The organism is Nocardia sp. NPDC049935 (assembly GCF_055586645.1).
This window is the reverse complement of record NZ_JBVJHV010000003.1, coordinates 335,684-358,439: the sequence shown is the minus strand read 5'-3', so window position 1 is coordinate 358,439 and position 22,756 is coordinate 335,684. Positions and strand designations below refer to the sequence as shown.

Below are 22,756 nucleotides of genomic sequence, written 5' to 3'. Positions count from 1 at the left end.
GCCGGGGCGGGACACTGCCGATGTGACAGCTCACGAGGCGAGCCGGCGGGGTTCGTCGATCACCGAGTAGTGCTCCGCGTTACCGGTGATCACCGTGCTGGTCCGGCCGTCCACGCCGACCGGGATATCACCGGCCAGGGTGATGCGGGTGAGCCGGCGCGGCTGGTCGTCGTAATCGTTGACGGCGTAGTGCTGGGTGGCGCGGTTGTCCCAGATCGCCACATCGCCGGGCGTCCAGTCCCAGCGCACCGTGTTCTCCAGCCGGGTCACCCGATCCTGGAAGAGCCGGAACAGCGTCTGCGATTCGGTGCTCGAGAAGCCGGCGAAACCCTTCACGAAATGCCCGAGCAGCAGCGCCCGCTCACCGCTCTCCGGATGCACACGCACCACCGGATGCTCGGTTTCGTACAGGCTCGACTCGAATTCGGTGCGGTGCTCGCGGGCCTTGGCGTCGGGCTGCTGACCGTGCCGGCTCACATAGTCGTAGACATTGGTGTGCACCGCGCGCAGGCTCTCGGCCAGTTCGCGCAGCGGCGCCGGCAGCGATTCGTAGGCGGCCACGCTGGAGGCCCAGGTGGTCGAACCGCCGTACGACGGCAGGGTGACCGCCCGCAGGATCGAGGCCTTCGGGATGCGGTCCACGAAGGTCACATCGGTGTGCCAGCTGTTGGCGCTGCCGTATTCGGAGTCGATGGCCAGGGATTTCTCACCGTGTGAGGTGACGGTCGGATGCGGTGTGGTGGGACTGCCGAGCAGTTCGGCGAACGCGTATTGGCCGTCCTCGGTCAGCTGATCCTGGCCGCGGAAGAAGATCACCTTGTGCTCGACCAGCGCCTTGCGGATGACCTCGACGGCCGCCGGACCCAGGTCGCCACCGAGGCGAACCCCGTCGATCCGCGCTCCGATCCGGGAGCCGAGCTTGACCACGGCGGGCAGGGTGGCGGGGAGAGTGGCTTCGGTTGTCATGGGCACCTCACGGATCGGGCGGGCGGATGTCTTCGCAGCCCCGAGCACACCATCGCGGCCGCCCGCCCAACAGATTTGCGGTCGCGCTGATCACAACGCCGCGCCGCGCGACCCGTCAGCCGAGGTGTTCGCGCAGGTAGGCCAGATCGTCGGCCATACCCTCGGCCGGGGTCTCCAGGACCACCGGGGCGTCGGCGGTGCGGCACACCTCCGCGAGCAGTTCCGGGTCGATGGTGCCGGAAGCGAAATTCGCGTGCCGGTCGGCGCCGGAATCGAACTCGTCGCGCGAGGAATTGAGATGCACCAGGTCGATCCGGCCGGTGATCGCGCGGATCCGCTCGACCACGCCCACCAGTTCTTCCCCGCCCGCCCAGGCGTGGCAGGTGTCCAGGCAGAACCCGGCGCCGTAGGAACCGACCGCGTCCCACAGCCGGCCGATATTGTCGAAATACCGGGCCATCGCGTGATTGCCGCCCGCGGTGTTCTCGATCAGGATCGGGACCGCGAAACCGCCTTTGTCCTGCTGACGTTCGAAGAGTTTGCGCCAGTTGTCGAACCCGGTCTCCATCTCCTCGTCGGACCGCACATGACCGCCGTGCACGACCAGCCCGAACGCGCCGATCTCGGCGGCGGCCTTCGCCTGCTGGGCCACCGCGTTGCGCGACGGCATCCGCAACCGGTTGTTGGTACTGGCCACGTTGATCTGATACGAGGAATGCACCACCACGTCGATGGGGCTGGCCAGGATCTGTTCGGTGGCCGGATGCGGCTTCGGCTTGTCCCAGCTCTGCGGGTCCACCACGAACAACTGGACGACATCGGCACCGAGTTTCTCGCCGTACCCGATCGGGTCGCTGTCCATCCGGACGTGTGCTCCAATGCGCATAGACCTCAGACTATCGGCCCCTACCGACAGCCGGGCCGTGCGTTGCGCCCGGGCGGTGCGGGAAGATACACCGGTAGAATCGTGAACGACCCGACGAGGGGGAAATCGGCGATGCTCCAGCCTGGTGACGACTTCGCGGGCTATGCCATCCGGCGGCGGCTCGGTGTCGGGGGTATGGGCATGGTCTTCCTCGCCAGACATCCGCGGTTACCGCGGCTGGTGGCGCTGAAACTGCTGAACCCGGAGCTGTACTCCGACAGGGAGATCCGGCAGCGTTTCGAACGCGAATCCGAACTCGCGGGCCGGCTCGAGCACCCCAATATCGTCACGGTCTACGATCGCGGCGCCGAGGGCAAACAGCTGTGGATCTCCATGCAGTACGTACCGGGGTCGGATGCCTCGCTGGTTGATCTGCACGTCCTGGACCCACGTCGCGCCGTCCAGATCATCGCCGATACGGGGATCGCACTGGATTTCGCGCATGCCAACGGTGTGCTGCACCGCGATGTGAAACCCGGCAACATCCTGCTCGCCAAACCGCCGATCGGGCAGCCGGAACGCGTGCTGCTCACCGATTTCGGGATCGCCGGCGTACGGGACGCGGAAACGACCATCGCGGCGGCCGACACCATCACCGCGACCCTGGCCTACGCGGCCCCCGAACAGCTCACCGGCGCCAAACTCGATCACCGCGGCGATCAGTACTCGCTGGCGTGCACTCTGTTCTGGCTGCTCACCGGGGCGGGACCGTACTCGGGCAAGAATCCCGCCGAACTCATCCAGGCCCATCTCACGGCGCCGATTCCCCGGCTCGGCCGGATCCGGCCGGGTCTGCCGCCCGGCCTCGACGAGGTACTGGCCCGCGCGCTGGCCAAGAATCCCGCCGACCGGTTCCTCAGCTGCACCGAATTCTCGGTGGCCGCACAGCGGGCGGTGCGCGGAGCCGGGCCGCGCGGGCCGCGCGCACCCGGTCCCGGGGTACGGCTCCGGCCCGACCCGCGGTACCCGGCGCCGTGGCAGGGTGGGCCGCCGCCGAGGTACGGATCCGGCGAGTTCGGGCAACCCGGTACGCGGGGCGCACCGGCGCCGCACCGGTCCACCGAATACCGGCAGCCGGGGTTGCCGCCGCGTCACCCCGCCGGCGATCACCGGCAGCCCGGCCCCGGCCGTCGGCCCGCGCCCGGCGACCATCGCCAGGCGAATCCCGGTGAACCCCGGCCCGCGTCGAGCGAGTTCCGGATGCCGGGTCCCGGAGTGCGCGGGCCGGCCGCACCGAGTACCGCGTACCAGGTGGGCGGTCCCGGTCCGCAGGGAAATCGGCGGCCACCGGATCCGCACCGCCCGGCGCCCGCCGATTCGGCGATGATCGATCTGCCCGCCTTCCCACGGCGTCCGGGGGTGCCCGGTGCGCCCGCGGATCCGGGCGGCCGGCCACCGGAACCGGGCGCCGCCCCGGGCGGACCGGCCGGACCGCCGCCGGGGTCCTAGGCGCGGATCGTCGCGACGCCGGACGCCCGCTCGCCGGGTGCCGATGGCGGGCGCGTAGCCGTCGTGTTGCCGGTGCGTGTGCGGACCGGTGAGAGCCCTCGGCGAGATAACGACTGCTGCTATGGTTTCGATGATTTCGCGTGACCGGACCGATGCGGTCCGACCACGCTTTTCGTCTACGCTTGCGCGCCGGTGGGTCCCGGTGGCGGGGCGGGAATTAGGAGCAACCATGCTGGCCAACGGCGATGTTTTCGCCGGCTATGTCATCGACCGGCAACTCGGCCGGGGTGGTATGGGCTCGGTCTACCTGGCAAAACATCCGCGACTGCCGCGGATGACGGCACTCAAGCTGCTGAACCGGGAAATGTTCTTCGACAAGGAGGTGCGCGCCAGGTTCGAAAGGGAGGCCGACCTGGTGGCGCGCCTCGATCACCCCAATATCGTCACGGTCTACGACCGGGGGCTCGAGGACGAGCAGCTGTGGATCTCGATGCAGTACATCGACGGTATCGATGCCGCGTCGGTGGATCCGCAGAAACTGCCGCCCGAGCGCGGCGTGCAGATCATCGCCGAAACGGCGGCCGCGCTCGATTACGCGCACGGCATGGGCGTGATGCACCGCGATGTCAAACCGGCCAATATCCTGCTGGCCCGGTCGACCGGCGGGCGTGGCGAACGCGTCTACCTGACCGATTTCGGTATCGCGCGGCTGCGCGACGATACCGGGCATCTCACCCAGACCGGCACCTTCACCGCCACCCTGGCCTACGCCTCGCCCGAACAGCTCACCGGCGCCGACCTCGATCACCGCTCGGATCAGTACTCGCTGGCCTGTTCGCTGTACTGGCTGCTCACCGGTAGCGGACCGTTCACCGCGACCAACCCCGCCGGGGTCATCCAGGGTCATCTGCAGTCGCCGCCGCCCTCGTTGAGCGCGGCCCGGCCCGAACTGCCGCAGTCGCTGGACGCCGTGCTGGCCAAGGCCATGGCGAAACGGCCCGACGACCGGTTCGCCTCGTGCACCGAATTCGCCGAGGCCGCCAAACATGCCCTGACCTCGCCCAGCTCGCCCGGTATCCCGCAGGCGGTACCGCCCACCGGGGTGGCGCCGACCTATCAGCAGCCCAACGCCGGATATCCCAGCGGCGTGAACCAGTACCCGAGTACCTCCGCGCCCCAGCCCTATGCCGGGACCCAGGCGCAGCCGTACCCCGGCGGTGTCCCGCAGGGCCGGCCCTACACCAGCGGGGCCCAGCCGGGGGCGCAGCAGTACGCGTCGGGGCTCCAGGGGCAGCAGCCCTACCAGAGCGGCGCGCAGCAGGGGCAGCCGTACGGATCGGGGGTCCAGGGGCAGCAGCCCTACGCCGCCACACCCGGCAGCGATATGCACCAGCAGCCCTATCCGCCGACCCAGGGCTACACCAATCAGATGGGGCAGCCGTACGGCAGCGGCGGGTACACCCAGCCCAGCAGCTATCCGCAGCCGATGCGGCAGGTTTCGCCGGGCGGTCCGCCGCCGGCCAAGTCGAACACCGGGCTGATCGCCGCGATCTGTATCGGCGTCGTGGTGCTGGTCGGCGTCGTCATCGGCGTGGTCGCACTGGCCGGCAGCGGCGGAAGCGAGGATCCGACCGATATCGCGACCGGCACCAGCACCCAGACCAGCGTTGCCCCGGTTCCCGCGACGGCGGATTCGATCAGCGGGGAATTCCCCGGGCTGGTCCCCGCCACCACCGCCGAGGAGGTCGGCTACAACGGGGCCAAATGCTGGGAAACCGATAACAGCTACACCCCCAGCCCCGACGACGGCGAACCCGATTTCGGCACATGGGCCTGGCAGTGGCGCTGCTACGGGGGTGCGAACAACGACGACCCCTTCTACCGGATCTACGCCTACAAAACGTCCGCCGATGTGGACTCGGTGGTGAAGAGCCTTCCGGCGACCGCCGAGAAGTCCACCGATACCAACGGCGGGCGCACCTACACCAACTACAAATGGGACAGCGACGGTCCGAAGATGGTCACGGTGTTCACCAACCATCCGGAGCGCGGTCAGTACCTCATGTACACCGACGGCATCGTGGGCACCATCGACGAGATGCTGACCTGGTGGAAATCGGCGCCGCTGAACTGAGCGGTGCCCGCCCCGCGCTCCGCGGGTAGCGGGTACCGCCCCAGGGCCTACCCGGGGGTCAGGGGGATCCCGGATGGCGTCGCCCGCCCCGGCCCGACAGACTGGACCCATGACTGCTCACGCTGTCGAAGCGGACTCGGCCGGGCCCGCCTCCGCCGTCGCCGCCGGCGCCATCGAACTGACCAAGGTCTACGGATCCGGAGATACGCGGGTCACCGCGCTGGACGCGGTATCCGTCGATTTCGCCCGCGGGGAGTTCACCGCGATCATGGGGCCGTCGGGTTCCGGGAAATCGACGCTGATGCACTGCCTGGCGGGATTGGACGAGGCCAGCTCCGGCACCGTCCGCATCGGCGATACCGAGCTCACCGACCTGTCCGATAAACAGATGACCGCGCTGCGCCGCGACCGGGTCGGGTTCGTATTCCAGGCGTTCAACCTGGTGCCGACCCTCACCGCGCTGGAGAACATCACCCTGCCGCTCGATATCGCCGGTCGTGCTCCCGACTCCGAATGGCTCGCGACCGTGCTGAAGCGGCTCGGACTCAACGACCGGCTCGGGCACCGGCCCAGCGAACTGTCCGGCGGCCAGCAGCAGCGGGTGGCCTGCGCGCGGGCGCTGGCCGGGAAACCGGAGATCATCTTCGGCGACGAACCGACCGGCAACCTGGACTCCCGCTCCTCCGGCGAGGTGCTCTCGATCCTGCGGGCCGCGGTGGACGAATTCGGCCAGACGGTCGTCATCGTCACCCACGAGCCCACCGCCGCCGCGTACGCCGACCGGGTGGTCTTCCTGGCCGACGGCCGGATCGTCGACGAGATGCGCGACCCGACCGCCGACACCGTCCTGGACCGGATGAAAGCGCTGGAGGTCCGATGACCGGCACGGATACGCGGTCCGGCCGGGCAGCGGGATCGATCCGGGAGGGGCGGTAGTGGCCGCACATCCCATGCGCAGGGTCGCACTGCGCAATCTCGCCGCACACAAGGTGCGCCTGGTCCTCACCCTGCTCTCGGTGGTGCTCGGCACCGCCTTCATCGCCGGGTCGTTCGTGTTCACCGATACTCTGCAGCGCACCTTCGACGGCATCTTCGCCAACGAGGCCAAGGGCGTCGACGTCCGGTTGAGCCCGGAGGAGCGACAGTCGCCGGGCATTCCCCAGGACGTGGCGGACCGGGTCGCCACCCTGGACGGGGTGCGGACGGTGGCCCCGGGTATCGAGGGTTCGGTGGTGCTGCTGGACCCCACCGGTAAGAAAGCGGTGCAGGCCGGTGGCGCACCGAGCTGGGGCTCGGCCTACCTGCCGCCGGACCGGGCCGTCGCCGAACCCGACCCGTTCGTGGCGGGCACGCCGCCGGCCGAACCGGGGCAGATCGCGCTCAATGCCGGCGCCGTCGAACGCGCCGGGCTCGCGCTCGGGCAGACCACCAAGGTGCTGGTGCCCTCGCACGGCGGCCCGATCGACGTCACGCTCACCGGAATCTACGAGCCGCCCTCGGATACCGGCGGATTCATCGGGGTGCAGTTCACCGAGGCCCAGGCCCGGGAGTTGTTCACCGACGGTTCGCATGTGGCCTACCTGGATATCGCCGCGGCCGACGGTACGCCCGGCGACACCCTGCGGGACCGGCTGTCCATGCTCTATCCGGACTACAAGGCGCAGAACGGCGACCAGGTCCGCGCGGAGATGGCGGCCGATATCTCCGAGGCGCTGAACTTCCTGAACTACTTCCTGCTCGCGTTCGGTGCGATCGCGCTGATCGTCGGCACCTTCATCATCTACAACACGTTCTCCATGCTCGTCGCGCAGCGGCTACGGGAGCTGGCGCTGTTGCGCGCCGTGGGCGCGAGCAGCGGGCAGGTGGGCCGCTCGGTGGTCGGTGAGGCGCTGATCGTCGGGGTGCTCGGCAGCATCCTCGGATTGGCGGCCGGAATCGGTCTCGCCTACGGCCTGGCGGGCATCCTGAACGCCTTCGACCTCGGCCTGCCGACCGGGCGGATGACCGTGCTGCCGCGCACGGTGCTGGTGGCGTTCCTGGTGGGTCTGCTGGTCACCGTGGTGAGCGCCTACGCCCCGGCCCGGCGGGCCTCGCGGATCCCGCCGGTGCAGGCCATGCGCGAGGAGTTCGCGCAGGCCGGGGATTCGCTGCGCAACCGCACGATCGCCGGCGCGGTACTGGCCGTCGTCGGCGTGATCCTGGTCGTCCTGGGTGCCCGCAATACCGGTGGCGGCGCGGCCGCGATCGTCGGTGTCGGCGCACTGGGCCTGATCCTCGCGGTGCTGTTCGCCTCGCCCGCCCTGTCGCGTCCGGTGCTGGCCGGGCTGGGCTGGCTGATCCGGCCCTTCGGTTCGATCGGGCGGATGGCGCGCAACAACGCGATCCGCAACCCGCGCCGCACGGCCGCCACCGCGTTCGCGCTCACCCTGGGACTGATGCTGGTCACCGCCATCGGCATGCTCGGCGAATCCGCCAAGGTGAGTATTTCGAAACTGGTCGACCAGGGCATCGAAGCCGACTATGTGCTGGCCGGTCCGCCGATGATGGGGGTACCGCTGGGCGCGAGTGCCGCGGTCCGGGAACAGGTGCCCGAGGCCGGCCAGGTGGTGGGTCTGCGCGGGGTCGCCCTGAAGATCGACGGTGACGACGAATTCGGGACGTCGCCCGACGGTCCGCTGGACCAGGTGGTGAACATCGAGATGATCGGCGGGACACCGACGCTCGGCCCTTCGGAGATCCTGCTGGGTGAGGACGAGGCGAACCAGCACGGCGTCGGCCCCGGCGACCGCATCGACGTGACCACCATGGACGGCACCGAGGTCCCGCTGACGGTCTCCGGGGTGTACGCCGATTCGCCGGTGCTGGGGCCGCTGCTCGTCCCGTCGGCCGTCTACGAGAAGGCGATGCCGGTCTCGATGCGTACCGACGCGGCGGTGCTGATCAAGGGCCGGCCCGGAGCCGACCTGACCACCATGCGCGCCGATCTGGAGCGGGCGACCGAGGAATTCGTGATCGTCCAGGTGCAGGACCGCGAGGAGTTCAAGGGCGAGAACGCGAAGCAGATCAACAATATGCTGGCCATCCTGTACGGCCTGCTGGCGCTCGCGGTCGTGATCGCGGTACTCGGCATCGTCAACACCCTCGCGTTGTCGGTGGTGGAACGGCGCCGGGAGATCGGCATGCTGCGCGCGGTCGGGACCCAGCGATCCCAGGTGCGCCGCACGATCTACCTGGAGTCGATGCTGATCGCGGTATTCGGCGCCCTGGTCGGCGCGGTGCTCGGACTGGGCCTCGGGGTCGGGTTCCTGCGCACCCTGCGCGATCTGGGTCTGGACCAGATCGCGGTGCCCTGGGATCAGCTGGTGTACATGCTGGTGGGTTCCGCGGTGGTGGGTGTCCTGGCCGCGCTGTGGCCGGCGGTGCGCGCCGCCCGCACACCGCCGCTGGCCGCCATCGCCGACGTCTAGCGTTCGTCCGGCCGGGCCACCCGGGCCCGGCCGGGTCAGCGCTGGTCCGCGCCCCAGTGGCGCAGATCGCCCCGGTCCAGTGCTTCGGCGAGCAGCTCCGGGAAGCGGTCCGGAGTGCAGGCGAAGGCGGGAACGCCCAGCGCCGCCAGGGCCGCGGCGTTCTCACGGTCGTAGGAGGGGGCGCCGTCGTCGGACAGCGCCAGCAACACCACCACCTGCACGCCCGACTCCTTCATGGCGTTGATCCGGCGCAGCATCTCGTCGCGGACCCCGCCCTCGTAGAGGTCGGAGATCAGGAAGAACACGCTGTCGGCGGGCCGGGTGATGAGTGTCTGGCAGTAGGCGAGGGCCCGGTTGATATAGGTGCCGCCGCCGAGCTGGGTGCCGAAGAGGACATCGACGGGATCGGCCAATTTCTCGGTGAGATCCACGATCTCGGTATCGAAGACCACCAGTGAGGTGCGCAGGGAGCGCATGGAGGCCAGTACCGCCCCGAACACCGAGGAATAGACGACACTGGAGGCCATCGAGCCGGATTGGTCGATCGCGAGGATCACATCCCGGTGCACGGCCTGGGAGCGGCGGCCGTAACCCACCAGTCGTTCGGCGATGATCGTGCGCTGCTCCGGCAGATAGTTGGCCAGGTTCTTGCGGATCGTGCGGTCGAAATCGATATCCCGGGGTTTCGGCCGTGAGGTGCGCGCGGCGCGGTTGAGCGCCCCGCTCACGGCCGCCACGGTCCGGGAGGCGATCCGTTCCTCGATCTGCTTCACCACCTTGGACACCACCATGCGGGCGGTCGCCTTGGTGTGCTCCGGGATCACCCGGTTCAGGCTCAGCAGCGTCCCGACCAGGTGGACATCGGGTTCCACCGACTCCATCAGCTCGGGTTCGAGCAGCAGCTGGGTGAGATTCAGCCGCTCCACCGCGTCGCGCTGCATCACTTCGACGACCGTCGACGGGAAATAGGTCCGGATATCGCCGAGCCAGCGGGCCACCCGCGGCGCGGAACCGGACAGACTGCCGGAACGGTCTCCGCCGGAGCGTCCCGCGCCGGACGCGGAGTCGTAGAGCGCGCCGAGCGCCTTGTCGACGGCGTTGTCCTCGGCGCCGGTGAGTTCGCCGAGGGCCGGGTCGGCGGCGGAACCGAGGACGAGCCGCCAGCGGCGCAACCGGGCTTCGTCGGAGACCGGGTCGGGTGCGGGGATGCTCATGCGGGAACTCCCAGGAGATCGGCGACCGTGCGCAGGACGAGACCGCCGCGCACGGGATCGGTTCCGGCGGCCGCGGTGGCGGCGCCCGGGTTGTGGTCGCGGACGGCTTCGCCCAGCGCCCGGCGTTCCCCGGATTCGAAGGCGCCGAAGGTGCGTCGCAGCAGCGGCACCACATCCAGGAATTGGCTGTCGGTGAGGCCGGCGAGCCAGGTGTCGATGAGTTTCAGCAGCGCCCGGTCGTGCACCAGCACGACCGCGCGCCCGCCGACGAAACCGTCGATCCAGGCGGCCTTGGCCGTGGCGGTGTGCCCGACCGACAGTGCGGCCGCCAGCCGCCGCGCGGCCTCTTCGGTATCGAATCGCCCGGCGTCGCACAGCAGTCGCACCACCCGGCCCACCAGCAGACCGTGGACATCCGGGCGTTCCGCGACGCGGGCCAGCGCGGCCAGCCAGCGGTCGGTGGATTCGGCGTGGTCGCGGGTGTGGATCGCCCCGGTGACGGTATCGAGCCGATCCCGCAGCGCCGCGGCGGTATCGTCGCCCAGTCCGGTGACCGCCGCGGGCAGGCCGGCGCAGATACGCACCAGCATGCCGTCGGCGACATGGGTCAGGGCGGCCGTATCGGTCCCGCGGACATCGCCGTAGCGCAGGGTGCGCAGCAGTCCGGGGAGCGCGGCCAGCAGTCGGGTGGGATCGTTGTCGAGGGCCGCGGCGGTATCGAGCCGCCGGATGAGCCCGTCGAGGGCACCCGGGAGATCGGCCAGCAGGGCGAACTCCAGCGCGTCGGTGAGTTCGGAGACCCCGCTGCCGGCGCCGGACGCCGTATCGAGCAGTTTCGACTCGGCGGCCGCCCGCACCGTGGTACCCCACCGCGCGGCCTCGATGATCCGGACCGCGAACTCCGGCTGCCAGCACAGTTCCCAGCTCTCCCGGAACGTGCCGGTGCCGCGCACCGTCCCGGCGACGGGGGTTCCCCAGTGCACACCCAGCAGCCGGAGCCGGTGCAGCAGCAGGGATTTCGCGATATCGCGTTCTTTGCGCAGGTCGAGATCCAGGGCGCGGGTCAGCGCCTCCTGTTTCATCCGCAGGGTCCGCACCTGGGCGCGGAGATCGGCTTCCAGCGGAACCGTCGGCGCGTCGGGCGGGACGGCGCCCAGGGCCTCGCCCACGACGAGTTCGTCGCCGACCAGACGCAGTACGGTGTCGTCGCCCTCGCACAGCACCGCCCGGGTGGCCTCGGTGACCTCGGACAGCCCGGCCAGCGGGCGGTTGCGCAGCGCGGCCAGGCCGTCGGCGAGCCGGACGGCCTCGATGATGTGGGCGCTGGAAACCGGCAGATCGTGGGCTCGCAGCACGCCGGCGACCTTCGTCAGCCAGGATGCGATGGGGTGCCGGGTTTCGGTGAACAGATGGTGGTACCAGCCGGGCGAGGTCACACCGGCGCCGTAACCGGATGCGGCGGCGAGCCGGGAATGCGTCCACGGCACCCAGGTCAGCGTCGCCTTGACCTTGGGCAGGCCTTTGAGCAGCCGCTGATCCGCGATCGCCGGACCGAGCGGATCCCGCAGGGCGGGAGCGTGCCAGGCGCCGCACACCACCGCGATGCGGCGGGCGCCGTCCCGGCGGGCCTTGCGCAGCACCTGGCGCATATAGGCTTCGCGGATCAGGGTGTGGCGGTCGAGGATCAGCGGTTCCGGCACCGCATCGCCGTCCTGCGGGGCGGGTTCTTCGCCGGGCGGCTCGGCGATCTCCTCGACGATCGCGGTATCCCGCAGGGCCGCCATCGCCTCGGTGATCGCTTCGAACGTGCCGGTATCGCTGCTGGATTCGACAACCGCATCCCACCAGCGTTCGGCGTCGTCGTATCCGCCGGCGGCCGCCAGTTCGCCGAGAGCGTCGCGGCCACCGGCGTGGTCGTCGGCGGCCAGGGCGTGGGCGGCCGGCAGATCACAGAACCGCACCGGTATCTCGTGGGTGACGGCGTAGCGCAGGGCCTGCCACTCCGGCGAGAACACCGCGTAGGGCCAGAACGCCGCCCGCGCCGGTTCGTCGGAGACATATCCCAGCAGCGCGACCGGTGGTTCCATGGTCTCGGCCGCGATATACGCGACGAGTGGGTCGGCGTCCGCCGGGCCTTCGATCAGGATCGTGTCCGGCCGGAATTCCTCGAGGGCCAGCCGCAACGACCGGGCGGATCCGGGGCCGTGATGCCGGATCCCGTAGACGCGGGTGTCACCGGCGTCCGCACTCATCCGCCGATCTCCCGGCAGGCGCGGTAGAAATCGGACCATTCCCGGCGTTCCCGGACGACGGCCTCGAGGTATTCGGTCCACACCACCGAATCGGCGACCGGATCCTTGATGACCGAGCCGATCACCGCGCCCGCGATATCGGCGGCCCGCAGCACTCCGTCACCGAAATGCGCCGACAGCGCCATACCGTTGGTGATCACGGAAATGGCCTCGGCCGTGGACAGGGTGCCCGACGGTGATTTGAGTTTGGTGCGGCCGTCCGCGGTGATTCCCGAGCGCAGCTCACGGAAGATCCGCACCACCCGGCGCACTTCCTCGGCCGCCGCCGGGACCTCGGGCAACTCCAGCGCCGAGCCCAGTTGCGCGACGCGGCGGGTGACGATCTCGATCTCCTCGGACTCCCCGGCGGGCAGCGGGAGCACCACGGTGTTGAACCGGCGGCGCAGCGCCGAGGACAGCTCGTTCACACCCCGGTCGCGGTCGTTGGCGGTGGCGATCACATTGAAGCCCTTGGCCGCCTGGACCTCCATGCCGAGTTCGGGGACCGGGAGGGTCTTCTCCGACAGGATCGTGATCAGCGCGTCCTGGACGTCGGACGGGATACGAGTGAGTTCCTCCAGCCGGGCGATGGCGCCGCCGCGCATGGCGGTGAGGATCGGCGACGGCACCAGCGCCGCATCGCTGGGACCCTCCGCGAGCAGCCGGGCGTAGTTCCAGCCGTAGCGGATCGCCTCCTCCGCGGTTCCCGAGGTGCCCTGTACCAGCAGTGTGGACGAACCGCTCACCGCGGCCGCGAGATGTTCGGAGACCCAGGTTTTCGCGGTACCCGGCACCCCGAGCAGCAGCAGGGCGCGATCGGTGGCCAGGGTCGCCACCGCGACCTCCATGAGCCGGCGCGGGCCCACGTATTTCGGAGTGATCACCGTGCCGTCGGCCAGGGTCCCGCCGAGCAGGTAGGTGACCACCGCCCAGGGCGACATGGTCCAGGAGGGCGGCCGCGGGCGGTCGTCGGCGGCGACGAGTGCCCGCAGTTCGTCGGCGAACGCCTGCTCGGCGTGCGGACGCAGCAGCTGCGGGGCGGGTTCGGTTGCGGTCGTGGTCACTTCAGCTCCTCGAGCATTACGGATCGTTGGTGCAGGTCGTGGGAGAGCACGCCGAGCGCGGCCGTCCAGTTGTCGTCGTCGCAGCGCCGCGCCAGTGCGGAGACCTCGCCGGCGCAGCCGGGCGGCATATGGAGTGCGGCGGTGTGCAGCAGTGAGCGGTGCGCGTTCGGATGGGTGCCCGGGGCGCCCGGCCGGCGGGTCGCGGTACGGGCCCGTTCGTCGAACAGGTGGAGCAGATGACGGGCCAGTTCCGGCGGCCACGGATGCGCCACCGCCGGGAGCAGCGATTCGAGCTCGGACAACCACGAGCTGTCCAGTCGCAGCAGGTGGCGCAGCTGGTCGCCCGGCGGGAGCAGGGCGAACAGTTCGCGGCGGCGCAGGATGGCCAGATTCGACGGCATTCCCGCGGCGAACAGCGCCGCCGCCCAGGAGCTGTCGCCCTGAGCGAGGGCGGCGTCCATCCAGCCGTCGAAGAGCGGCTGCCGGAACCGGTCGTCGATGCCGGTGGTCACGGCCCGGCCGGGGGCGCCCAGGTGTTCGGCCCAGAAGGCCGGCGGCAGGGCGGCAACGAGCTTGCGGAGCCGGGTCGCGGTGAGGTCGGGCAGTCCGTTCCAGCGATAGCCGAATTCCGTGGTGCTGTCGGTGAAACCGTCCCGCGCCGCCGTCTCGTCGAGGGTCTCCGGGATATCGACGAGCATTTCGCGTTCCGCTCCGGGGGCGTCGCCGGAGTATTTCAGCCAGGCCGCGGCCCGCCCGCCCATCCGGGCGGCGTAGGCCGAATCCGGCAGCCGGGCCAGCAGGTCCGCGGCCGTGCGGCGGACATCGCCGCGCCGGTCGTCCAGCGACCGTTCCAGTAATTCCTCGTCCGCCGGGCCCAGACCGCCGGCCAGCACGGCGAGCAGTTCGGCCTTCACCGGTCCCGATTCCCGCGGCCACACCTCCTCCAGCGCGATCCGCGCGGCGGCCGGATCCCGGCGGCGCTGCACCCGCAGCCAGTGGACCCGCTCGGGCGAGGGCCCCAGCCGCCAGGTCTCCTCGCTCGGTTCGGGTTCCGCGGCATCGTGGCGCACCAGCCGGTGCCATCGGTCGAAGCGGCCGGCCAGCCAGCGGCCGCGGGTGCCCGCGAGCCGCAGCGCGGGTTCGCGCGATACCGCGTCGCGGGCCGCGAATTCCAGCAGCGGTCCGGCCAGCCGGTCGGGGGCCCGGTAGTCGTGCGGGCCGGCGGCCGCGAACCATTCCGGGAGGAATTCCGGCCGGGTTTCGATCAGCAGCGCCAGATGATCGGCCGCGCCGCCGGGCAGCAGTGGACGCGGGTCCACGGCGGCGGCGTCCGCCGGGACCTCGGTGTGTTCCGGGAGCCGGCCACCGCGTGACCACGCCATCTCCAGGGCGGCGGTGGCCAGCAGCCGGTGCGCGGGATCCGCGTCCGCCAGGGCCGCGACGGCCGCCGCCACCGGGGTGGGCAGGCTCGGCCCGGCCGTGCCTCGGGCGGTGCCGAGCAGGGCGACCGAGGCCGCCTCCGCCGTCGCTTCGATGGCGGTCTCCGGCAATTCGGCCCGGGGCCCGGCATCGTGGAACTCCTCGGCCACCAGCACCGAGATCACGTCGACCCGCCGTCCGTTCCAGGTGCCGAAGACCGTGACCGGCCGGCCGCCGGAGAGTGCGAGCAGCCGCCACGGTTCCTCGGCGGGTGCCAGCGGCAGCGCGGTCCCGTCCGGTTCGGTGAGCAGCGGGCCGGAGCCGCCCTGGGCCGGTATCACGCCGTGCAGCAGCACCGGTCGCGATTCGAGCCACGGGTCCGCGGCCGCGGCGGTCGCGAAATCCGCGAGTGCCGCGGCGATGGTGCCGGGACCGGCGGCCCGGAGCTCGGCCGCGGTGGGCGACCCGGTGGCGGATCCGTGATCGGCGGCCTGCCCGACCACCGCGCGCAGCGGCGCGGCGCCCGGGTAGAAGTGCAGATCGGTGTCGGCCGCCAGCCCCAGCGGCGGTACCCGGGACGGAAAGGACGGTGTGCCGTGCGAATGATCGAGAATCAGTGCCCACCGCCCGGTCCGCAGGCCGTACAGCCAGGTGCTGCGGGTGTACAGGCGGTCCTCCTCCCGGGTGCGGGTGCCGACCGTGAGCCAGCGATCGCGGACGGCGGGTTCGCCGTGCACCGAATCGACGGGGACCGGATAGCCGATATGACCGCGGACCGTCGCGGCGAGCGGGGCCGGCAACGTATCCAGATCCGCGTGGGCGCGGATCAGCAGATGGAGCCAGGCGAACCGGCCCAGTACCAGCTGCGGCCAGTCCGGAGATGTCACGACGAGCGTGGGGAGCCGGCGTAGCGCCGACGCGATCCCGGGCGCCTGGGCGTCCACCATCCGGGCGGCCACCGCCTCGTAGGCGGTATGGGAGCGGTCCGTCTGGGCCAGTCCGGTGCGGATCTGGTCGGCGAGCCAGGTGTCCAGCTCGGCCAGCCCCGCGGCGACCCGCTCCCGCCGCTGCGGGGTGGGGGTGGCGGCGGTGGCGCGCGGCGCGCGGGCCGGAGCGGCGGCCTTCTGGGCGCGCCGATCCAGCCATTCGGCCGCGAAATCGGCGGTTTCGGCGGTCTCCGCCACGGTGCCCGCCGACCACAGCATCAGTAGCGAGAGGGCATGTTTGCAGGGGAACTTCCGGCTCGGGCACGAGCAGCGGAACGCGGGCCCGGCCAGGTCCACGATCGTCTGGTACGGGGTACGCCCGCTGCCCTTGCACAACCCCCACAGCGCGGTTTCGTGCCATCCGGCGCCGGACCATTTCCCGGCCAGTTTGCGTGCCGCGGTGAGCGAGCCGGTATCCGGCGCGAGCGCGCTCACCTGGTTCTCCGACCACCGTTGCGTCATCCGGCGGTCTCGTATCGATCGGTCATTCTGCCCCTGTTTCTCGGTCGCCAGAGTTGTATCGCACGGCACCGACAGCTTCCCTCCCCGGCCGGGGCGACCACGGAAAAGCTTGGCGCCGAGCCCTATTCGGGGCCACTGCGCCGGATCGTAAATATTGCGCGATCTGTGCCGCTCTGGCATTCTGTTCTGTTCGGCCAGACCGAGCCACCCCAGCAGGGTGACACACCAGCGAGCTGCCCGACGGGGTTGGCGAGGGGTGGCCATCGGCGTCCGGTCGGGCACGCCGATGACCAGATCCCATCCCCGCGGGCAGGTCGAGCGATCCGGTCGTGCGTCCGGATACGTCCACCGGGCAGCGCTGTTCGAGGCGACCGTCCGGGACGCCCGGCACACGGTCCACTATCAGAATCGAGGACCATCGGGTAGCGTTCCGCTCAGCTTTCGACCGTTCGACCGCACCGGGGGCCGGGTTGCGTATGTGGTCTCGAGGGGGTGGAGAAGTTCTCGTGGAACCTGTGCGCGCGGAATCCGGGGAAGCGTCCCTCCCTCCCGGTGAACTCGTCACGCGACGTGTGGACGCGGATCCCGATATTCCCGGCGCGGTCGCGGCCGTGGTGCGCGCCGCCCTGAATCCGCCCGAATCCGCATCCTCCGGGGATACCGCGGTGGGGTTCGGGCTCGCGGGAATCTTCCTGCGTGCCATCCGGGTCCGGGGCTTCCGCGGTATCGGGCCGGAGACCGTGCTCGAACTACCCGAAGGTCCCGGGCTCACCGTCGTGACGGGCCGTAACGGCAGCGGGAAATCGAGTTTCGCCGAGGCCGCCGAACTGGCTCTGACCGGCGGGAATCGGCGCTGGGACGGCCGCTCGTCCGCCTGGCGCGAGGGGTGGCGCAATCTCCACCACAGCGGCCCGGTGCGGGTCGAACTGGAACTGCGCAGCGACGGCGCGGGGGAACCGCTGACGGTCGCCAAGGAATGGTCCGAGCAGGATTCGCTGCCCGGGGGCCGCTGGACCCAGCGGCGCGGTGCCGGCCCCGCGTCCGGGTTCGCGCGTGCCGACTGGGCCGTACCGATGGAGTTGTACCGGCCGTTCCTGTCCTACAGCGAACTCGGCGCGCTGGTGGACGGTAAACCCAGCGAGCTGTTCGACGCCCTGCACCAGCTTCTCGGCCTCGACGAGCTCATCCTCGCGCACGAGCGGATCCGCGCCCGCCGGCTCGAACTCGAACGCGCGGCCCGCGCTGCTCGCCGCGAACGGCTGGCCCTGCGGGCCGATCTCGCCGGTGTACCCGATGAACGGGCGCTGGTCGCCGGCCGGATACTGCGGGATCAGACGCCGGATCCGGACGCCCTGGATCGTCTGGTGCGGCGGTCCACCGGTGGGCCGGAACCGGCGGCGCTGCGAGCGCTGCTGGCATTGGAACTCCCGCCGGTGCCACGCGTGGCGGCGCTGGCCGACCGGCTCGGCGCCGCGTACACCGCGGTCCGGGCCGCGAGCACGCCGGAGGCGCAGGCCGATCTGCGGATACTCGAGTTGCTGCGGGCGGCGCGCACCCACGCCACCGGATCCGATCCGGCGCAACCTCACGACCCGGCCCGCGCCGGGCAGGCCGCGCCGGATCCCTGCCCGTGCCCGGTCTGCGGCCGGGGCGAACTGGACGAGCGGTGGCTGCGTGAGACCACCCTCGTGATCTCCGAGCTGTCCCGGCGCACGGCCGATCTGGTGCGCGCCCGCGCCGAACTCGCGGCGGGTGTGGCCGAAGTCCGGGTGCTGACCGAACCGGTACCGGATGAGCTGGCGGCCGCCGAGAAATTGGCCTACCTCGACACCGCGGCACTACGCGCGGCGTGGGAGCAGTGGGCGGCCCTGCCCGGCTCGGAGGACGATCTGCTCGACCGGCTGCCCGCGGTCTACGAGCGCGTCGCCGCGGAACTGGAGTTCGTGCGGAGCCGGGCCGGTAAGGAACTGGACCGCCTCGACGAGGTGTGGGCGCCGTTCGCGCCGCGGCTGCGCGAATGGCTGGAACTCAGCAGGTCGGTGGCCGCGCACAGCGTCGAACTGCAGACCACGCGCGCCGCCGAGGAATGGCTGAAATCGGCCACCGCGCAGGCCCGTGACGAGCGGATGGCCCCGTTGGCCAGTACCGCCCGGTGGGTGTGGCAGAGCCTGCGCCAGCAGAGCAGTATCGAACTCGGCGGGATCCGGTTGCAGGGCAATGTGAACACCGCCCGCCGGGTGCAGCTCGAGGTCACCGTGGACGAGGTGGACGGCGCCGCGCTCGGGGTGATGAGCCAGGGTGAACTGCACGCGCTGGGGCTGGCGCTGTTCCTGCCGCGGGCCACGGTGGCGGCGAGCCCGTTCCGTTTCGTGGTGATCGACGATCCGGTGCAGGCCATGGACCCGGCCAAGGTCGACGGCCTGGCCAGGGTGCTGGCCACGGTGGCGTGGGACCGCCAGGTGGTGGTCTTCACCCACGACGACCGGCTCGCCGAAGCGGTGCGGCGGATGCAGATCGACGCCCGGATCCTCGAGGTACAGCGGCGGGAACGGTCGGTGGTGGAGGTCCGTCTGTCCAGTGACCCGGTGCGCCGCTACCTCGACGACGCCCGCGCGCTGCTGCGTACCCCCCAACTGCCCCGGTCGATCGCCGACGAACTCGTCGCCACCTGCTGTCGTTCCGCGCTGGAGGCGGCGAGCCTGGCCCGCGCCAAACGGGTGCTGCTCGCCGGCGGGATGGATCACCGGGATGTGCAGCGCCGTATCGATACCGCCCAATCGACCCGCGCCATGGTGACGCTGGCCGTACTCGGCCCCGGTCGCCGGATCGACGACCTCAACAAGGAGTTGGCCAAAGAGGGCCGGTGGGCGGTCGAGGTGGTTCGTGATGCCACGGCCGGCGCGCATATACCGATCTCGCGTGATCTGGGCGAGTTGATCGCCGATACCGGGCGTTTCGTCGACTGGCTGGCGCGGTGACGGCCCGTGGTTCCGAGGGACGGCGGCCGACCGCGCGCCGCCGGACGCGACACCGCCGCGCGGATTCGCGGGATTCACCTCCCGGGCCCCGGCCGACCGTGCCCGAGCGGCTGGCCGTCGTGGACCGGTTGCTCGACGGATCGGTACCGGCCGCGGGCGGGGTCTGGTCCCGGGCCACCGCGTGGATCCTGCGGATCGCGCTGGAACAGTCGGTGGACGAACTGTGGTCGCGCACCGAACCCGACCTCATGCGCTGCCCGATGCGCGCGCAACTCCTCGCCCTGCGGGTGGTCGCCGATCCCGCCACCGCGGCCCGGGTCGCGGCCCTGTGGACCGCGCTCTCGCATGCCACCCATCATCACGATTACGAGTTGGCGCCGGGGGTCACCGAACTGCGCCGCTGGCGTGACGACACCGCGCGTATCGCGCAGGACCTGGCCGTGGCGAGAGCCTGACGCCCGAAGTGGTGTCTCCGGCCGGCGCCGCGCAGAATCGGGGCGTGGACGATACGACACCGTGCCCCTGCCGCCGCGGCGATACTTTCGGTGCGTGCTGCGGGCCGCTGCTGGCCGGGCGGCCGGCGCCGAGCGCCGAGGCATTGATGCGTTCTCGCTATAGCGCTTTCGCGCTCCGGGATACCGGATACCTGCTGCGCACCTGGCATCCGCGCACCCGTCCGGACCATCTCGACCTCGATCCCGATCGCCGATGGCTGTTCCTGGAGATCGTGCGCGCCGAGGCCGGCGGCCCGTTCGACGATTCCGGAATCGTGGAGTTCGTCGCCCACTACCGGGATTCGACCGGCCGCGGCCGGTTACACGAGATCAGCCGCTTCGTCCGGCTGGACACCGGATGGCACTACCTCGACGGCGAACTCGAATTCTGACCGGCGGCCGCCGCGTCCGGCGCCCGGCGCGGCCGCGCACGCGCCGGTAGTCTGCAGCCATGCCCCGCATCGCCATCGAATACTGCACGCAGTGCCGCTGGCTGCTGCGTGCGAGCTGGATGGCGCAGGAACTGCTGAGCACCTTCACCACCGAGATCGGGGAAGTGGCCCTGATACCCGGTGCGGGCGGGATCTTCCGTATCACGGTCGACGGGACCCAGGTGTGGGAGCGGCGCGCCGACGGGGGTTTCCCGGATATCGCGGTACTCAAGCAACGGGTGCGCGACCGGATCGCACCGGATCGTGACCTCGGACACGCCGACCGTGATCGAGGTCCGGCATCGTCGGGCGCGAGCTGACCGGGTCAGCCGCAGCAACCGCCGCCACAGCAACCGCCGCCACCGGAGGTGGGGGCGGGCGCCGCGACCATCGGCGCGGCCGCTCGTCCGGCGGTGGCGAAGGTCGTGAGCAGCTTTACCGTGTCATCGTGCCCGCCGGGACAGGTCGCGGGATCCGAGGATTGCGCCATCGGACGCTTGACCTCGAAGGTGTCGCCGCATTCGCGGCAGCGGAACTCGTAACTCGGCATGCCCGCATTCTAGGGATGCGCGGAAGTCCGGAATCCGGGCGCAACGCGACAATTCTGAAACCAAGGTGTAACCAAGTCACCCGTACCCTCGAATGCACAGGTAGAGGAGGTCTGTGATGAACGTCCAGTGCTTCGAGATGACACCTGAGGTGGGTGAGTCCGCCCCGGTGGTCCGGACCGAGTTCGGCGCGGTCCGGGGGACCCGGGAGGGCTCGCTGTCGGTGTGGCGTGGAGTTCCCTACGCCGCCGCCCCGGCCGGGTCGCGCCGGTTCCGGCCGCCTCGGGCACCCGAACGCTGGGACGGCGTCCGTGACTGCGTCACCGATGGGCAGATCGCTCCGCAGGATATGGACAACACCGTTCCCATGGACCGCTCCCTGCGGATGGGCGAAGACTGCCTCTGGGTCAATGTCTGGGCACCGTCCGAACCGGCGGAGCCGCGGCCGGTCCTGGTCTGGCTGCACGGCGGCGCCTACTGTCTGGGCTCGGCCGCGCAGGCGGTCTACGACGGCAGCCATCTCGCCGCGGCCGGCGATGTCGTGGTGGTCACGGTGAACTACCGGATCGGCGCCCTCGGCTTCCTGGACCTCTCCTCGCTGTCCGACGATTTCGTCCCCAACCTCGGCCTCCTCGACCAGCTCGCCGCCCTGGAATGGGTGCGCGACAATATCGCCGACTTCGGCGGCGACCCCAGCAATGTGACCCTGTTCGGCGAATCCTCCGGCGCGGGCTGTGTCACCGCCCTGCTCACCGCCCCGCGGGCGGCGGGCCTGTTCCAGCGCGCCATCGCCCAGAGCCCGCCCGCCACCACCGTCTACGGCCGGGAACGCGCCGCCGGAGTCGCCGAACGGTTCCGCGAGTTGATGGACCTACCCCGGGCCCGGATCGACGAACTGCTGACCTGCCCGATCGAGCGGATCGTGCGGGCGGCGGCGGTGCTGATCGACGAGGTGCCGCTGCTGTCACCCGGGACGCTGGCGGCGGCGCCGGTGGTCGACGAGGATCTGCTGCCCGGCTATCCCACCGACCGGTTCCGGGACGGGCGGTCGCACCGGGTCCCACTCATCATCGGCACCAACAAGGACGAGGCCTCGCTGTTCCGGCTGTTCCGCTCACCGATCATGCCGGTCACCCCGCAGGCCGTGAACACCATGCTCGAACAGGTTCAGGCCGGCCACCCGGGCCTCTCGGCGGAACGGCTGGCCGAGATCACGTCCGTGTATCCCGACCTCGCCAAACCGCGCGGCGCCCTGGCCATGTCCACCGACGCCGCGTTCCGGATGCCCGCCCTGTGGGTCGCCGACGGTCATGCCCAGCACTCCCGGACCTGGATGTACCGGTTCGACCACGCGACCCCCATGCTGCGCGCCGCCCGGGTCGGCGCCGGTCACGCCACGGAACTGCCGTACGTCTTCGGTAACTTCGGCACCTTCGACCGCGACCCCACCTTCTGGCTGGGCGGCCGAAGACAGGCCGCCGAGGTCTCGGGCCGGATGATGCGCCGCTGGCTGGCGTTCGCCGAGCACGGGGTCCCGGCCGCGCTGGACGGTTCCAAACATTGGCCCCCCTACCACCCGGAATCCCGCGACACCCTGCTGATCGACAACACCGACCGCGTAGTCCCGGATCCGGAAGGCGAACTCCTGACCGCATGGGGAGAACGCGCAGTCGGCTTCGCCTGAGGCCCTCCCGGGCCCGACGATCCCCGGCCGCCCACCAGTACCTGCGAGGTGCCCCCGAACCTCTTCCCGATAATCGCCTCCGCCAGGGTGGGGCCCGCCCGGTTCTGGAGCGACCAGAGGGAGGGAGCGCAGCGACCGACCGCCGGGAGTGAAGAACCGGGATGTCAGGGCCCCACCCTCAAGCGGCGGAGCCGCTCCAACATCACAGCCCCACCCTCGAGGCGCGGAGCGCCTCCAACATCAC

16 protein-coding genes are annotated in these 22,756 nt (G+C 70.8%); 9 read left to right on the top strand and 7 right to left on the bottom strand.

Annotation, left to right across the window (positions count from 1 at the left end; genetic code table 11):
* Positions 1 to 30: 30 nt before the first annotated feature.
* Positions 31 to 966 (bottom strand): TauD/TfdA dioxygenase family protein, encoded by a 936-nt coding sequence (locus ACZ6SF_RS14550; RefSeq protein ID WP_466062586.1) that lies wholly within the window; start codon positions 964 to 966, stop codon positions 31 to 33.
* Between the two features lie 115 nt (positions 967 to 1,081).
* Entirely contained in the window at positions 1,082 to 1,852 is a 771-nt protein-coding gene (locus ACZ6SF_RS14545) for a deoxyribonuclease IV (RefSeq protein ID WP_466062585.1), read from the bottom strand.
* Between the two features lie 111 nt (positions 1,853 to 1,963).
* Here ACZ6SF_RS14545 and ACZ6SF_RS14540 point away from each other — a divergent pair, with 111 nt between their 5' ends.
* From ACZ6SF_RS14540 to ACZ6SF_RS14525, 4 genes are all read left to right on the top strand, one after another.
* Positions 1,964 to 3,340, top strand: a complete 1,377-nt coding sequence (locus tag ACZ6SF_RS14540) for a serine/threonine-protein kinase (protein WP_466062584.1) — start codon at positions 1,964 to 1,966, stop codon at positions 3,338 to 3,340.
* A gap of 229 nt (positions 3,341 to 3,569) precedes the next feature.
* On the top strand, positions 3,570 to 5,474 hold the full coding sequence (locus tag ACZ6SF_RS14535) for a serine/threonine-protein kinase (protein ID WP_466062583.1): 1,905 nt from the start codon (positions 3,570 to 3,572) through the stop codon (positions 5,472 to 5,474).
* Positions 5,475 to 5,583: 109 nt separating this feature from the next.
* Complete coding sequence (locus ACZ6SF_RS14530; protein WP_466062582.1) at positions 5,584 to 6,354, top strand: ABC transporter ATP-binding protein; 771 nt, start codon at positions 5,584 to 5,586, stop codon at positions 6,352 to 6,354.
* Between the two features lie 70 nt (positions 6,355 to 6,424).
* A complete protein-coding gene (locus ACZ6SF_RS14525; protein ID WP_466062991.1) occupies positions 6,425 to 8,941 on the top strand; it encodes an ABC transporter permease in 2,517 nt (838 codons plus the stop codon).
* A 35-nt stretch (positions 8,942 to 8,976) separates the two neighbouring features.
* On the opposite strand, the gene ACZ6SF_RS14520 is transcribed toward ACZ6SF_RS14525, so the two are convergent.
* From ACZ6SF_RS14520 to ACZ6SF_RS14505, 4 genes are read right to left on the bottom strand one after another with little or no spacing between them, the layout of a single operon-like run.
* Positions 8,977 to 10,155 (bottom strand): VWA domain-containing protein, encoded by a 1,179-nt coding sequence (locus ACZ6SF_RS14520; RefSeq protein ID WP_466062581.1) that lies wholly within the window; start codon positions 10,153 to 10,155, stop codon positions 8,977 to 8,979.
* Positions 10,152 to 12,407, bottom strand: coding sequence for a DUF5682 family protein (locus ACZ6SF_RS14515; RefSeq protein WP_466062580.1), 2,256 nt, complete (start codon positions 12,405 to 12,407; stop codon positions 10,152 to 10,154). Before ACZ6SF_RS14515 ends, ACZ6SF_RS14520 begins: the two co-directional genes overlap by 4 nt.
* Positions 12,404 to 13,510 (bottom strand): ATP-binding protein, encoded by a 1,107-nt coding sequence (locus tag ACZ6SF_RS14510; RefSeq protein ID WP_466062579.1) that lies wholly within the window; start codon positions 13,508 to 13,510, stop codon positions 12,404 to 12,406. Before ACZ6SF_RS14510 ends, ACZ6SF_RS14515 begins: the two co-directional genes overlap by 4 nt.
* Entirely contained in the window at positions 13,507 to 16,377 is a 2,871-nt protein-coding gene (locus ACZ6SF_RS14505; protein WP_466062578.1) for an SWIM zinc finger family protein, read from the bottom strand. Before ACZ6SF_RS14505 ends, ACZ6SF_RS14510 begins: the two co-directional genes overlap by 4 nt.
* 506 nt (positions 16,378 to 16,883) lie before the next feature.
* Here ACZ6SF_RS14505 and ACZ6SF_RS14500 point away from each other — a divergent pair.
* The 4 genes from ACZ6SF_RS14500 to ACZ6SF_RS14485 all read left to right on the top strand — a co-directional run bounded on the left by ACZ6SF_RS14500 (position 16,884) and on the right by ACZ6SF_RS14485 (position 20,600).
* Positions 16,884 to 19,355: an AAA family ATPase gene (locus ACZ6SF_RS14500; RefSeq protein WP_466062577.1), complete on the top strand. Its 2,472-nt coding sequence runs from the start codon at positions 16,884 to 16,886 to the stop codon at positions 19,353 to 19,355.
* 98 nt (positions 19,356 to 19,453) lie between these two features.
* Positions 19,454 to 19,810: a hypothetical protein gene (locus tag ACZ6SF_RS14495; protein WP_466062576.1), complete on the top strand. Its 357-nt coding sequence runs from the start codon at positions 19,454 to 19,456 to the stop codon at positions 19,808 to 19,810.
* A 44-nt stretch (positions 19,811 to 19,854) separates the two neighbouring features.
* Positions 19,855 to 20,241 (top strand): YchJ family protein, encoded by a 387-nt coding sequence (locus ACZ6SF_RS14490; RefSeq protein WP_466062575.1) that lies wholly within the window; start codon positions 19,855 to 19,857, stop codon positions 20,239 to 20,241.
* A 59-nt stretch (positions 20,242 to 20,300) separates the two neighbouring features.
* On the top strand, positions 20,301 to 20,600 hold the full coding sequence (locus tag ACZ6SF_RS14485; protein ID WP_466062574.1) for an Rdx family protein: 300 nt from the start codon (positions 20,301 to 20,303) through the stop codon (positions 20,598 to 20,600).
* Between the two features lie 5 nt (positions 20,601 to 20,605).
* On the opposite strand, the gene ACZ6SF_RS14480 is transcribed toward ACZ6SF_RS14485, so the two are convergent.
* Complete coding sequence (locus ACZ6SF_RS14480; protein ID WP_466062573.1) at positions 20,606 to 20,830, bottom strand: FmdB family zinc ribbon protein; 225 nt, start codon at positions 20,828 to 20,830, stop codon at positions 20,606 to 20,608.
* Between the two features lie 116 nt (positions 20,831 to 20,946).
* Between ACZ6SF_RS14480 and ACZ6SF_RS14475 the strand changes: the two genes are divergently transcribed.
* Complete coding sequence (locus ACZ6SF_RS14475; protein WP_466062572.1) at positions 20,947 to 22,512, top strand: carboxylesterase/lipase family protein; 1,566 nt, start codon at positions 20,947 to 20,949, stop codon at positions 22,510 to 22,512.
* Positions 22,513 to 22,756 lie beyond the last annotated feature (244 nt).